This is a genomic window from Mesorhizobium sp. M2A.F.Ca.ET.042.01.1.1 (genome assembly GCF_003997405.1).
In the GTDB taxonomy this organism is placed as follows: domain Bacteria; phylum Pseudomonadota; class Alphaproteobacteria; order Rhizobiales; family Rhizobiaceae; genus Mesorhizobium.
The window spans coordinates 1-14,007 of sequence record NZ_RZRX01000172.1 but is presented as its reverse complement, the minus strand read 5'-3'; the positions used below and the strand labels follow the sequence as shown (position 1 = coordinate 14,007).

The following is a 14,007-nucleotide window of genomic DNA, read 5'->3' as shown; positions in this document are numbered from 1 at the left end:
GCCCATCACGGTTCTCCCTTCCACCGCAATGAATCATCAAACCGTCACTCTGGGAATCCCGAATCCTTTAAAGGGCGACGCGCTTTAGGCGATGCGCCAAACGCGTATCCAAACTGTCTTGTCCGGGAAATCGGCGATCGCCGTCTCGCGGCTCCCACCGGTACGAATTCATTTTGCTGATGTTACCGTTCTCCGAATCCCGATATCGAATGAGGTGAGCGGCCTCCAACTGAGCATCTTTCCCGCCAGGGAAATATCCAGGCTGGCAATGTCGACGTCTGTGTTTCTAGCCCCAACATATTCGCGTTCAAAAACGTAGCCGGTTAATCCCTCTATCGCCTCCACAACTTCTAGTACGGAGCGAGTTTCGCCGCTACCGATGTTTATGATTGCGCGTGACCCAGGGGGAAGCAACAGAGCTGCTTCAATTGCGTCGATCACATCGTCGATATAGACATAGTCACGCATGGCTTTGCCGTCGCCGAATATGCGGATAGGCAGCCTCTTATGCCAATGATCCAATAGCATAGGAACGAGACCCTGGCCTTTGCGGAAGATTTGGCCAGGCCCATAGGGATTTGCTAATCTGAGGATCACATATTCCAAACCGTCTACGTGGCCGTACATCTGGATATATCTTTCCACGATGAGCTTCGTCAGGCCATGTGAGTTGATCGGGTTCGGAGCAGAGGTCTCCGGCGTCGGAACAACTGCGTCCGGTCCGTAAATCGTTCCGCCGGATGATAGGAAAATATAACGCTTTACCCCCGCCTGCAGGCACGCCTGCAGGAATTTCACGTGGGGGATTACGTTCTCCTCTATATCAGCAATAGTGTGCTCGTTCCTCAGTCCGGGACTTGAAGTCGAAATGAGTTGAACGACTGTTTCGATTCCTTCCAAGGAGGACGCCATGGCAATCGGCTGCAGGAAGTCGCTCTGAACGAACTCTGCACCTGCTCCCAAAGAGCCTATGAATTCGGGATCAAATCGCCTGGATACCGCACGGACGGGCATACCGCTCTGAACTAGTCGCCTAAGCAGGTGCCGACCGATAAAACCGTTTGACCCGTAGACGCCAATCATTTCGAACGTCCTAATTCTCGGCTATCTCTGCGGGCGGTCGGTGCGGTGCAGATCAGGTGCTGATGCGGGGACACTCTTAAAGCTCCCACTTCGCGCGCAATCTTGACCTCGTAGCGCTGATACAGGCGCTTGAGATCGTTCATCGGAACGGCATTAGGCTTCGTCATCAACAACTCAACAGCCTATCTTTATTGATCCCGGCCTGCTCGAACTGCAAACATCCAGAAAATTCAGGCACTTCTAATATAAAGTATCTGAGATACTGCCGTCACGGGCAGAATGGAAAGCCGGAACCATGGGCACAACTATTGAGATTCCGGCCTAGCCGCAACAGCTACACGTCATTTTGCAAAACGTTGCAAGCCTAAAGCGCGTCGCGATCCTTCGGATGCGCTCCCATGCGCTTTAAGGTCCTTGATTTTACGCATGTTCTTTATCTCGAAACCGGTCCCCATTTTCGGGAGACATGCTTTAGGGGCTGGCCAACGCGGCCTCGACAGGTTTGACCGGCACCGCTGTCAGCGACTCCACTCGGCCGCCTTTGAGCGTTAGCCTCTTCGTGCACACGCTTTGAATAAGACTCTCGCTGTGGCTCGCCAGAACGATTATGCCTGCCTTTTCGGCCAGTTCATCCATGCGCTTCTTGGCCTTTTCCTGGAAAGAGGCATCCCCCGCCCCGATCCATTCGTCCATGAGCAGGATTTCGGGGTCGAGCGCCGTCGCCACCGAAAAGGCGAGCCGCGCCGCCATACCCTGGCTATAGGCCTTGAAGGGCAGGTCGATGAAATCGCCGAGCTCGCTGAAGGCAATGATGTCTTCCATCTTTTCTTCAATCTCGGCTTCCGACCATCCGTTGATCAAGCCCCGCAACACAATGTTGCGGCGGCCGGTCGCTTCGCGGCGAAACCCTATGTTGATGTTGAAAAGAGCGTCGACCTTACCTTCGATCACGACGCTCCCTCCGGAAGGCTCGTAAATGCCGTAGAGGACCTTCAGCAGTGTTGTCTTACCGGCTCCGTTCGGGCCGACAAGACCAAGCCGGTCGCCGGCCTTGAGTTCGAAACCGACGCCGTCGAGCGCCTGAACAAACTGCCTTCGGCCGGAGCCTTCTATTCGACCGCCAGTCGCGCCCAAACGCCGATCCGGCGCCGAAAGCGTCAGTTTTTCGTGCAGCTTGTAGATCAGGCTGACGTTGTCCAGCTTTATGGAAACCATCACAAACTCAAATCAAAAAGACGACCTGGCGGCGATAGCTGCCAAGCAGCAGCAGCGCGATCGTCCACGTGACCAACGCTGTGGCGCCGGTGATGGCGAAGGCGTTACTCGGAAACTCACCCCCGAGGATCGGAATGCGCGCAACGTCCAGGAAGTAAGAGAACGGGTTCCAGAGATAGGAGTATCTCTGTATCGCGTCTTGGCCATTATAGACCCAAAAGACGGGTGTGAAGAACATCCCAACGCGCATGAGATTGCCGACGATGAATTCGCTATCTGGGAAGAATGCGCCCAAAAACGCGAAGACCGTGATGAGGGCTGGTGTGGTCAACAAGATCAACAGCAGTCCAGCAAGCGACCACAGCCACGCAGGCGTCAGCGACGGCCCGCTGATCAGCAGGATAATGATGCATCCGACAACTGCATAACCGGCCCGGATCACCGACTGTACCGTCAGCCGCATCACATAGACGAACAGCGGCAGCGTCGTACCTTCGATGAAGCTCTCTTCGCGCTTGAAGAGTGGGACGCTCAGGGAGATGATCTCCATGAGGTAAAACCACACCATAAGGCCGATGGCGACGTAGGCGCCATAGCCTGCCGCATCTTTGCCAATCGGTTGAAACACGAAAACGAATGTTCCCGCGAAGGCAAGATAGTTGACGAGAAGCCAAAGTGGTCCGAGCGTGGTGCGCCGATGCTGGTCTCCGATATCCTCATGAGCCAGGGCAATCCATACCCTTCGCAGCTTCATGGTTCGGGAGATGTCGTCGAGGGCGCCATTCAGTACCGAGATCATAGTCGTAGTGTCACAGTTTTTGTTCCGGTGATTCGCCTCTCGCCCCGCACGCCCCCTACACCTCTTTCATAGCTATTGCGACAAGCTTATGGCAGCGCGCTGCGGCTTAGTGAAGCCGGATCGTCATGCTATGATTTCCATTAGCAGAATCTGTTGGATGCTGCGGCAGTTTTCCTGAAGAATAACAGTCCAGTCTGAGTCGTTGCTGCTTTGAGACAAATCGTCAGCAAGATGATATCCGCCCAAAAAACCTCTGGCCCTCCCGCTCGCTCCGCGCTAAGGCGATAACTGGGTGATGGGGTTGGGGATTTGCAATCCAGAGTGGCGGCGGACGATGTTTTGTCCTGCGCGGTTCTGATAGCATGTCCCTGCGCCTGGAGTTCAGTACTACCCAATGACCGCCTATGTAGAAGCCGTGTCGGAACTCAGACCAAGGATGCGGCGCGCCATCATCATGGTCCAGGATCTCGTCATGGTCCTGGTGGCGGTGGCGCTCAGCCTCACCCTTTCGCAGTCGCGGCTGTCGTTCGAGGCGTTCTCCTTTGCCGGGCTGGCCTGCTGGGCGCTCATCGTGCTCATCGCCCATCTTTTGTTCCGCTATTGTGGTCTTTACAATACCGTCTGGCGCTTTGCCTCCACGCCCGACTTCTTCAACATCCTCAAGGGCTGCGGCAGCCTCACGGTCGTCCTCTATCTGGCCTCGCTTGGCTTCCGCTTCTTCTTCCAGCCTGTCATGGGCCTCAACGAACGCCAATTCATCGTCTTTTTCCTGGTCTCCTTCACCATCATCTCAGCGCCCAGGCTCTACTACCGCTTTCTTCGCGACGGCGCGTCCTGGCGCATCCTGCGCCGCGCTCCGGGCGACGCGCCGGTCAAGCAGGCGCTGTTCATCGGCCGGCTGAGCGAGGCGGACGTGATCGTGCGCTTCACCCGCACGGCGGTGCCGGCCGAATACGCCATAGCCGGCATCATGGCCACCGAGAGCGACGCGCCGCTCGGCACGCGGATTCAGGGCGTTCCGGTCGTGGCGCTCAGGCCGCGCCTGGTCGAGGTGCTGGAGGACTATGTCAGGGGCACGGAAAACCTGGATCTCCTGATCTTCGGCAATGGCGCCGAGCGCGACATCGAGGACTATGCCGAGCTGGTGCGCGTCGCCCGCCACAGCGGCATCGCCGTCGTCCAGTTCTCCGGCCTGTCGGAGCTGGGGCAGGGCGGCAGGCTGGTTCTCGATACCGTCGAGATGGAAACCATCATGCGCCGTTCGGCGGTTGCCACCGACACGACACGCATCGGCGCCTTCGTCGCCGGCAAGCGGGTGATGGTCACCGGCGGCGCCGGCTCCATCGGCCGCGTGCTTGTCAAGCGCGCGCTGGAGCTGGGCGCCGAGTCGGTGCTGGTGGCCGACAATTCCGAATTCGGCATTTTCCAGCTCGATCAGCTGATCGACGAGAAGCACCGCGACCGGCTGACCAGCCGCATCGTCGACGTCACCGACCGGCCTCACATGATGCGTCTCGTCAGCGAGTTCAAACCCGCGATCCTCTTTCATGCCGCGGCGCTGAAGCACGTGCCGCTGCTGGAAGAGAACTGGGAAGCGGCGATCGAGACGAATGTCTTCGGCACGCTCGCCTGCGCCGAGATCGCCGCCGAATGCGGGGTGCCGCAGTTCCTGCTGATCTCCAGCGACAAGGCGGTCGCCCCGACTTCGGTGCTCGGCGTCACCAAGCGGGCGGCCGAGCAGATCGTCTCCTCGCTGCATGAGGCCCATGCCGCGCCATCGCCCTTGCATGCCGCCGCGGCGAACGGTCATGGGGCCGGCGCGCATCACACCCATTCCGTGGGCGCGCATCGTTCCGGCACCAAGTTCATCGCCGTGCGCTTCGGCAACGTCTTCGGCTCCAATGGCTCGGTGGCGACCATCTTCCAGGCGCAGATCGAGGCCGGCGGTCCGGTCACCATCACCGACCGGCGCATGACCCGCTATTTCATGACCGTGGCCGAGGCGGTCGATCTGGTCATCATGTCGGCCGCCGATGCCGAGCAGCGCCAGGGCAAGGACGACTACGCCATTTACATGCTCGACATGGGCAAGCCCGTGCCGATCCTCGAAGTCGCCGAGACCATGATCCGCATGGCCGGCAAAAGCCCCTACACCGACATTCCGATCCGCTTCACCGGCATCAGGCCCGGCGAGAAGCTGCACGAGACGCTGCATGGCGAGAATGAAGAGGTCGTCAAGCTCGACATCGCCAAGATCTTCGGCCTCAGGAGCGACGTCGTGCAATGGTCCAGGATCGAGGCCGCGCTGCCGGCGCTGGTGGCCGCGATGCACGATCGCGACAAGGCCGCGGCGCTTGCCGTCCTGGCCGGCCTCTACCAGCCCGAGGCAGACCTCGGCGCGCACGGCCAGGCGGTGCCGAAAACGGCCGCACAGATCGGTTAGAGCAGTGCCGCCCGCCCGAAATCGGCCGTTGAAGCCCGTTCGAATGCGCCCGCGGGTTCAGAGACCGTGACCGCGAAAGGCCAGCGCGTGGCTGTTCTCATGGGCACGAAGGATGGCGCTGCATTCATCGGCGAGCAATTGGAATCGCTTTTCGCGCAGTCCTGGCCCGCGGTCGATCTGTGGGTTTCCGACGATGGCTCGACGGACGCCACGGTCGCAATCGTCGAGGCTTGGCGATCCCGCTGGAACAAGGGCTCCGTTACGCTGTTGGATGGTCCGCGAAAGGGTTTCGCCGCCAATTTCCGCTCGATGATCATCGATCCCCGCATCGATGCCGATTACTATGCCTTTTGCGACCAGGACGATATCTGGGAGCCGGATCGGCTGGAGAGCGCCATCCGCTGGATGGAGGGAGAGGATAGCGACATGCCGCTCCTGTTCTGCTCGCGCACGGCGACCATTTCGGAGGCCGGTCTGCCTGCCGGCTATTCGCCGCTGTTTCGCCGCCCGCCGTCTTTCCGCAACGCGCTGGTGCAAAGCATCGCCGGCGGCAACACCATGCTCTTCAACCGCAAGGCGCGCGACCTCCTGGCGAAAGCATCGGCAAGGACCGAATTCGTCAGCCATGACTGGTGGGCCTATCTCATCGTCACCGCCGCCGGCGGCAAGGTCCGCTACGAGCCGCGGCCGCTGGTCAGATACCGGCAGCACGCGGCGAACCTCGTCGGCGCCAATGTCTCGTGGAAGGCAAGGCTTTCAAGGCTCGGACGGCTGTTCCAGGGCCAGTTCGCTACCTGGACCGACACCAATCTCAGGGGCCTTGCCGTCAACCGCGATCTCATCGCGCCCGATCCCGCATTCTGCCTTCGCCTGTTCATCAGGGCGCGCAAGGGCAGCACCTTCAGGCGCTTCCGCCTGCTCGGCAAAAGCGGCGTCTACCGGCAGACATTGATGGGCACGCTGGGGCTCTACCTTGCTTTCCTTTCGCGCCGGATCTGAACCGTGACGGCAAAGCGGGTCTTTGATCTGGTTGTTGGGGCGGTGATGCTGGCGCTAACGTCGCCGATCGTGCTGGTCGCGATGCTGGCGATCCGGGCGACGTCGCCGGGCCCCGCCATCTTCTCGCAGATCCGCGTGGGGCGGGAAGGCGCGCTCTTTTCCTGCCGCAAGCTGCGCACGATGCGTCGCGACACCCCCTCCTTGCCGACCCACCAGGCGCCGGCCAATTCGGTCACCGCGGTGGGCAAGGTGCTGCGCGCAACCAAGATCGACGAGTTGCCGCAGCTCTGGAACGTGCTCAAGGGCGAGATGAGCCTGGTGGGACCGCGTCCGTGCCTGCCGACGCAGACGGAACTGATCGAACGGCGCAAGCAACTGGGCGTGCTTGCCGCACTTCCGGGCATAACCGGGCTGGCGCAGATCAAGGGGATCGACATGTCGGATCCAAAACGCTGCGCCGAGACCGACGCGGCCTACGTCCAGGCTGCCACGATTCGCCTGGATATCAGGATATTGCTGGGCACGTTCTACCGCGCATGAGCGTGACGCCGAAAGGATGAAACGCTCCTGGTTTCGGCGAAAACCGCCTGCGCTGGAATTAACCGGCCTGCCGCGCCAGTTCCTCGAGCCGGCCGAGCGTGTCGGCTTCCGGCATCCAGCCTTCCGAGGCCAGCAGCGACGGATCGCAGACCTGCGTGGCCACCAAAGCCTGCCACGACGCCTGTCGGCCACTGAGCGTGGCCAGCAGCCGGAACGGCCAGGAAGGCATGGGAACCAGCCGGGCTGGCCGGCCGTAGCCGCGCCGGAAAGCGGCGATGATTTCAGAGAGCGCAACCGGCGAGGCATCGCCCAGCCCATAGGTCGGGCGCGGTGGCGTCGGACGGGCCAGGAGATGCGTCACGGCGCCTGCCACCGCGTCATGCGAGACCAGCGAACGAACCGCGGTCAAGGCGGCTGCGGGCAGCGGCAGGCCGGTGGCTGCGAGACGCATCAGCCCGCGCAGATTTCCCTTCATGCCTTCGCCGTAGACCGGCGGCAGCCTCAGCGCCGTCGCGCCGGCATGTCCGGCGGTCGCAAAGGCCTCCAGCATTGCGATTTCGCCTTCACGCTTGGAGCGCCCGTAGGCGCATTGCGGGGCAGGGGGCGTGGCCGCGTCGATCGTGCCGCTGAAACCGGCCGCCACGACGGCGCGGATCGAGGAGAGATAGATGAAGCGCCCTTCGGCGCGCTTGGCGGCCGCCTGGGCGAGCCGTCCGGTCAGTGTCGCGTTGACAGCCCGCAAGTCGGCCTCGCCGGCGCCGCGATCATTGTTGAGCCCCGCGCAGTGGACGACATGCGTCACGTCGCGCATCAGCGCCAGATAGGCTTCCTGCGGCGCATCGGCGCCGGGCAGCGCGACGGCATCGTCCTCGCCTGCCAGCCGCTGCGGCAGGCGCGAAGCGGTCCGTATGTCGAATCCGGCTTGCCGCAACCGGCCGACGACCCGGCGCCCAATGAAGCCTGTCGCGCCGGTGACCAGGACCTTCATGGTTGCAGGCTGGCGCCCGGCGCCACCGCAGGCGCGTCCTTGGCGGTCGGCGCCACCGTCCGCCCGGACGCAAGGTAGGTCCCTGAAATCAGGAACACCATCAGCGTCGCGTCGAGGATATCGTGGCCGACGAGGATGCCGGCCATTCCGCCGATGAGATAGGTGATGACCGCGACGAGGACCATCGTCGCGCCGAACCGCTCGACCGGATCGACGCTGAGGCGCAGCGTCCTTGCCGCGTTCCATGCGGCGACGATGAAAATCGACGCCAGCGCCAGCCCCCCGAGCAGCCCGGCTTCGACCATCGCGGTCAGGAAGCCGTTGTGAAAATGGCTGAACCCTGCGCTCAGACCGAACTGCTCATGAAAACCCTGCTTCATCAGGGCGCGGCTGGCCGTGATGCCATGGCCGAAAATCGGCATCTCGCGAACCGCGGCAAGGCCGATCTCCCACATTGCCACGCGCAAGCCGAGCGCCGTCGAATGATCGCCATTGGCGTTCAGCGCATCCCAGTCGCTGACCAGGAAGTCGGCTCGATCCATGATGGCGCTAGACCCGATGGCGGCGATCGTCAGGGCGACCACGACGCCGATCACCGCCAAGCGCGCCATGCTGGCGTTGGTGAACCGGCGGCGGTTGACGAGAAGCACGACGATACCGGCAATCGGCACCGCCACCCAGATCATGCGTGACCCGGAATAGACGATCGCAATGGTTCCGGCGATCGCCGCCAGGACCAGCAGCTTCGAGCGTTTCTCGATGCCTGACAGCGCGCCGGCGAGGCATAGCATGACGGCAAGGCAGGTAACGGTTGCGAAGACGATCGCGTTTCCGGCCCCGCCCTCGGCCCTCGTGCCCAGCCAGTGATACTGGACGATGGCGATCGCCAACGCGCCGAAACAGGCCGCGGCGCTTGCCAGAATGGCGATGCGTGCCAGCGCGGTCTTCTCGGTAATGCTCCAGGTCGAATAGGAGATCGGGAAAAGCAGGAAGGTGATCAGCGGCAGGAAGAACCGCAGATCGGCGGCCAGCGTGCCATTGACGATCGAAGCGAGAACCATGGCCGCGCAATAGGCGTAGATCGCCGCGGTCAAGGCGAGCATCGGCCCGTCGATGTTGAAGCGCCGCCGCTTCGCGGCCAGCAGCATTGCCGACCACACGCCGCCGGCATTGAAGGTGATGCTGACGAGCGATCCAAGCACCGGCGGCGAGAAAAAGCAGACGATCGAGAAATAGAAATTGATCTGAGCGGGCGTGAGCTGGCGTCGGAGCTTTGTAAACGGGTTCAAATGCTTGCTTCGCAATTTCCAGGTTGCGCCCGGATCCGTGATGCCAGCTGATGGCTGGCTGGACGTACCCGTTTGCCGCGCCTTGCCCGTTCCCCGAGCCCATATAGCCGCTGGCGTCGTTCCGCGATAGGCCGGTTGACGATGTTCCGACAGAAAACCTTGGTTCGGAGCGGCCGGCATCGGAACTTACGGTTCCTTTCCCCGCTTCCGCGTTTCGAGCGCCCTGGGAGGATTTTCCGCTTTCTCGGCCTCCCTTGGAAAATTCGTTCCCTAATCATCGTGCGTCCGGCGCGTCCCGCATTGTTATGAACAGCGCCGATCTGTTAGAACGCCCGCACGAAACAGTTTGTCCAAGTGAAATTTGCGTCCGGGCGGCATGGAATTGCGCCTGCAATGCAAGATTTCCGCTCGACGGCACGAGAGAACGCTCGACAGTCCATGAATATCGCGCTCACGCATCTGCAGCGGCTCGAGGCCGAATCCATCCACATCTTCCGTGAGGTCGCGGCCTCCTTCTCCAAGCCGGTGATGCTCTATTCCGTCGGCAAGGATTCCTCGGTGCTGATGCATCTGGCGATGAAGGCCTTCTATCCGGCCAAGCCGCCTTTCCCGTTCCTGCATGTCGACACCACCTGGAAGTTCCGCGAGATGATCGCCTTTCGCGACCAGATGGCGCAGAAGCTCGGCTTCGACCTGCTGGTCCACGTCAACGAGGATGGCGTGCGCGACGGCATCAATCCCTTCGATCATGGCTCCAACACCCATACCCATGTGATGAAGACGGTGGCGCTGCGCCAGGCGCTCGACAAATATGGTTTCGATGCGGCCTTCGGCGGCGCCCGCCGCGACGAGGAGAAGTCGCGCGCCAAGGAGCGCATCTTCTCCTTCCGCAACGCTCAGCATTCCTGGGACCCCAAGAACCAGCGGCCGGAAATGTGGAAGATCTTCAACACCCGCATCGCGCCGGGCGAGTCGATCCGCGTCTTTCCGCTGTCCAATTGGACCGAGCTCGACATCTGGCAGTACATCCTGCAGGAAAACATCCCGATCGTGCCGCTCTATTTCGCCAAGGAACGGCCGGTGGTCGAGCGCGACGGCATGCTGATCATGAAGGATGACGACCGCATGCAGCTGCGTCCCGGCGAGGCGATCGAGAACCGGCTGGTGCGCTTCCGCACGCTGGGCTGCTACCCGCTGACCGGCGCCATCGAATCGGAAGCCGACACGCTGGAGGCCATCGTCGGCGAGATGCTGACCGCCCGCACCTCCGAGCGCCAGGGCCGCCTCATCGACCGCGACGAGGCGGGCTCGATGGAAAAGAAGAAGCGCGAGGGTTATTTCTGATCATGCGCCACATCATGGCCAAGAGCCTCGCCCCGACCGATTCTATCCGCGACTATATGGCCGCGCAGGAAAAGAAGTCGTTGCTGCGCTTCCTCACCTGCGGCTCGGTCGATGACGGCAAGTCGACGCTCATTGGCCGCCTGCTCTCCGACACCAAGCAGATCTTCGAGGACCAACTGGCGGCACTGGAGAAGGATTCGCGCAAGCACGGCACCACCGGCGACGATATCGACTTCGCGCTGCTGGTCGACGGGCTGGAGGCGGAGCGCGAGCAGGGCATCACCATCGACGTCGCCTACCGCTTCTTCGCCACGCCCAAGCGCAAGTTCATCGTCGCCGACACGCCCGGGCATGAGCAATACACGCGCAACATGGCGACCGGCGCCTCGACCGCGGATCTTGCCATCGTGCTGATCGATGCCCGCCAGGGCGTGCTGCGCCAGACCCGGCGTCATTCGATCATCGCCTCGTTGCTCGGCATCCGTCACATCGTGCTGGCGGTCAACAAGATCGACCTTATCGGCTTCGACAAGGCTGCGTTCGACCAGATCGTCGCCGACTATGGCGAGTTCGCAAAGCAACTCGGCTTCGTCAGCGTTGTGCCGATCCCTATGTCGGCGCGTTTCGGCGACAACGTCACCAGCCGATCCGAGCGCACGCCCTGGTATTCCGGTCCGTCGCTCATCGAGCATCTGGAAACCGTGTCGGTCGACGAAGCCGCCGTCGAGCTGCCGTTCCGCTTCCCCGTCCAATATGTGAACCGTCCGAACCTCGATTTCCGCGGCTTCGCCGGCACCATTGCGTCGGGCACCGTTTCGCAGGGCGACGAGGTCGTCGTCGCCAAATCCGGCAGGGCGTCCCGGGTCAAGCGCATCGTCGCGCAGGGCGGCGATCTCGATCAGGCGGTCGCCGGCCAGGCGATCACGCTGGTCCTCGAGGATGAAGTCGAGGTGTCGCGCGGCAACATGCTGGTGTCGCCTGCGGCACGGCCGCAGGTCGCCGACCAGTTCGCCGCCAACATCGTCTGGTTCGACGAGCAGGCGCTGCTGCCCGGCCGCTCCTACATCCTGCGCACCGAGACCGATCAGGTCAGCGCCACCGTCACCGACCTCAAATACCGGGTCAACGTCAACGATTTCGCGCATGAGGCGGCGAAGTCGCTCGACATCAACGAGGTCGGCGTCTGCAATCTCTCGACCCGCGCGCCGATCGCTTTCGATCCCTTCGCCGAGAACCGCACCACCGGCGCCTTCATCCTGATCGACCGCATCACCAATGCCACCGTCGGCGCCGGCATGATCCTGCATTCGCTGCGGCGCGCGGAAAACATCCACTGGCAGTCGCTCGACGTCGGTAAGCGCGGCCGTTCCGACCTGAAGAACCAGCGCCCGGCGGTGTTCTGGTTCACCGGGCTTTCCGGTTCCGGCAAGTCGACCATCGCCAACCTGTTCGAGAAAAAGCTGTTCGCCTCCGGCCGTCACACCTACATCCTCGACGGCGACAATGTCCGCCACGGGTTGAACCGCGATCTCGGCTTCACCGACGCCGACCGCGTCGAAAACATCCGCCGCGTCGCCGAAGTGGCCAAGCTGATGGCCGATGCAGGGCTGATCGTCATCGTCTCCTTCATCTCGCCCTTCGCCGCCGAGCGCCGCATGGCGCGCGAGCTGATGGCCGAGGGCGAGTTCGTCGAAGTGTTCGTCGATACCCCGTTCGAGGAATGCGCAAGGCGTGACCCGAAGGGCCTTTACGCACGCGCCCTGAGCGGTGAGATCAAGAACTTCACCGGTGTCGACTCTCCCTATGAGGCGCCGGAGAATCCCGAAATCCATCTCAAGACCCTCGGCAGGAGTCCGCAGGAGATGGCGGAAGCCCTCGAACACTGGCTGATCGAGCGCGACATTGCCGAGGAGCAGTATGACAATGGCGGCGGTATCTGATGACGAGGCGATGCTGGGCGTTTTCGAGCGCCTGGCGCTGGAAGCCGGGCGCGAGGTGATGCGCGTCTTCGATGAAGGCTGCGCCGTCGACAGCAAGGCGGACTCTTCGCCGGTGACGGAAGCCGACCGCGAAAGCGAGAAGATCATCCTTGCCGGCCTGCGCGCCGCCTATCCGGATATCCCATGCGTGGCCGAGGAAGAGGTGGCGGCGGGCATTGCCACGCCCTATCTCGATGGCGCCTTCTTCCTGATCGATCCGCTCGATGGCACCAAGGAATTCGTCAACCGCCGCACCGATTTCACCGTCAACATCGCGCTGGTGCGCCATGGCGTTCCGGAAGTGGGCGTTGTCTACGCGCCCTGCACCGGGCGCTTCTTCAGTGGACGGCCTGGCAAGGCCGAGGCGCTGGAGGTCGATGCCGATTATCGCATTACCGGCCGCCGGCCGATCACCGTGCGGGCAGGGGGCACGCCACTCGCCGTCGTCGCCAGCCGTTCGCACAACACGCCCGAAACCGACGCCTTCATCCGCGACCTCGGTCCCGCCGAGATTGTCTCGATCGGCTCGTCATTGAAATTCTGCCTGCTTGCCGCGGCGGAGGCGGACGTCTATCCGCGCTTCGGCCGCACCATGGAGTGGGACACGGCAGCGGGTGACGCGGTGCTGCGCGCTGCAGGTGGCATGACGCGCACACTCGACGGCCGGCCGCTCGTCTACGGCAAGCGCAACCAGGCGAGCGACAGCGATTTCGCCAACCCGCATTTCATTGCGAGCGGGAAGGGCGCGGCGACCTGATCTCCCCCCTCGAGGGGGAGATTACGCACTCCTAAGCCGCCGCTACCTGCGCCGAGTTCGATCCGATGTAATTGCGGATCGTCTCGATGACGCGGTCCTGGTCGGCTTCGCTGAGATAGGCGTGCATCGGCAGGCAGAGGATCTGCTTCGGCAGCGTTTCGGAGACGGCAAGACCCGTCGGCGTGCGCGGATAGTCCTTGTAGGCCACCTGCTCATGCAACGGCTTCACGTAATAGATCACCGAAGGGATGCCTTTTTCGCCGAGATGAGCCTTGAGCCCGTCGCGCTTCGGGGTCTCGATGGCGTACTGCGCCCAGGCAGAGCGGCCGTGGCCGAGATTGCGCGACGCCTTGACGACGTCGCCGAGGCCCTTGGCATAGCGGTCGGCAACCACCTGGCGGGCCACCATTTCCTCTTCGAGGATGGCGAGCTTCTCGATCAGGATCGCCGCCTGCAGTGTGTCGAGGCGCGAATTGATGCCGACGCGGACATTGTCATATTGCGTCTCGCCCTTGCCGTGAAAGGCGAAGGAACGAAGCTTGTCGGCCATCGCACCGTCATTGGTGAACAT

General features: G+C 62.3%; 12 protein-coding genes. 6 read left to right on the top strand and 6 right to left on the bottom strand.

The window, feature by feature from the left end; all coding sequences use genetic code 11:
* Window positions 1-168: 168 nt before the first annotated feature.
* The 3 genes from EOA23_RS23175 to EOA23_RS23165 form a co-directional block, all read right to left on the bottom strand.
* Window positions 169-1,083: an NAD-dependent epimerase/dehydratase family protein gene (locus tag EOA23_RS23175; protein WP_127305857.1), complete on the bottom strand. Its 915-nt coding sequence runs from the start codon at window positions 1,081-1,083 to the stop codon at window positions 169-171.
* A gap of 471 nt (window positions 1,084-1,554) precedes the next feature.
* Entirely contained in the window at window positions 1,555-2,298 is a 744-nt protein-coding gene (locus EOA23_RS23170; RefSeq protein WP_126062045.1) for an ABC transporter ATP-binding protein, read from the bottom strand.
* Between the two features lie 7 nt (window positions 2,299-2,305).
* Window positions 2,306-3,097 (bottom strand): ABC transporter permease, encoded by a 792-nt coding sequence (locus EOA23_RS23165; RefSeq protein WP_126062044.1) that lies wholly within the window; start codon window positions 3,095-3,097, stop codon window positions 2,306-2,308.
* 394 nt (window positions 3,098-3,491) lie between these two features.
* On the opposite strand from EOA23_RS23165, the gene EOA23_RS23160 reads away from it, so the two are divergent.
* The 3 genes from EOA23_RS23160 to EOA23_RS23150 all read left to right on the top strand — a co-directional run bounded on the left by EOA23_RS23160 (window position 3,492) and on the right by EOA23_RS23150 (window position 7,079).
* Entirely contained in the window at window positions 3,492-5,540 is a 2,049-nt protein-coding gene (locus EOA23_RS23160; RefSeq protein WP_189341678.1) for a nucleoside-diphosphate sugar epimerase/dehydratase, read from the top strand.
* A gap of 66 nt (window positions 5,541-5,606) precedes the next feature.
* Window positions 5,607-6,539 (top strand): glycosyltransferase family 2 protein, encoded by a 933-nt coding sequence (locus EOA23_RS23155; protein WP_281058763.1) that lies wholly within the window; start codon window positions 5,607-5,609, stop codon window positions 6,537-6,539.
* Window positions 6,540-6,542: 3 nt separating this feature from the next.
* On the top strand, window positions 6,543-7,079 hold the full coding sequence (locus EOA23_RS23150; protein ID WP_281058762.1) for a sugar transferase: 537 nt from the start codon (window positions 6,543-6,545) through the stop codon (window positions 7,077-7,079).
* Between the two features lie 58 nt (window positions 7,080-7,137).
* Here EOA23_RS23150 and EOA23_RS23145 read toward each other — a convergent pair whose 3' ends face one another.
* Complete coding sequence (locus EOA23_RS23145) at window positions 7,138-8,067, bottom strand: NAD-dependent epimerase/dehydratase family protein (protein ID WP_127305856.1); 930 nt, start codon at window positions 8,065-8,067, stop codon at window positions 7,138-7,140.
* A complete protein-coding gene (locus EOA23_RS23140) occupies window positions 8,064-9,356 on the bottom strand; it encodes an O-antigen ligase family protein (protein WP_127305855.1) in 1,293 nt (430 codons plus the stop codon). Before EOA23_RS23140 ends, EOA23_RS23145 begins: the two co-directional genes overlap by 4 nt.
* A 438-nt stretch (window positions 9,357-9,794) precedes the next feature.
* Between EOA23_RS23140 and cysD the strand changes: the two genes are divergently transcribed.
* From cysD to cysQ, 3 genes are read left to right on the top strand one after another with little or no spacing between them, the layout of a single operon-like run.
* Complete coding sequence (cysD, locus tag EOA23_RS23135) at window positions 9,795-10,700, top strand: sulfate adenylyltransferase subunit CysD (protein ID WP_245463223.1); 906 nt, start codon at window positions 9,795-9,797, stop codon at window positions 10,698-10,700.
* 2 nt (window positions 10,701-10,702) lie between these two features.
* Window positions 10,703-12,640: a sulfate adenylyltransferase subunit CysN gene (gene cysN / locus EOA23_RS23130; RefSeq protein WP_189341677.1), complete on the top strand. Its 1,938-nt coding sequence runs from the start codon at window positions 10,703-10,705 to the stop codon at window positions 12,638-12,640.
* Between the two features lie 10 nt (window positions 12,641-12,650).
* Window positions 12,651-13,436 carry a 3'(2'),5'-bisphosphate nucleotidase CysQ gene (cysQ, locus tag EOA23_RS23125; RefSeq protein WP_189341679.1) on the top strand — a complete coding sequence of 262 codons (786 nt, stop codon included), beginning with the start codon at window positions 12,651-12,653 and terminating at the stop codon, window positions 13,434-13,436.
* A gap of 31 nt (window positions 13,437-13,467) precedes the next feature.
* Here the strand turns inward: cysQ and EOA23_RS23120 are convergent.
* A partial coding sequence (locus EOA23_RS23120; protein ID WP_145966465.1) for a DegT/DnrJ/EryC1/StrS family aminotransferase occupies window positions 13,468-14,007 on the bottom strand: 540 nt, incomplete at its 5' end.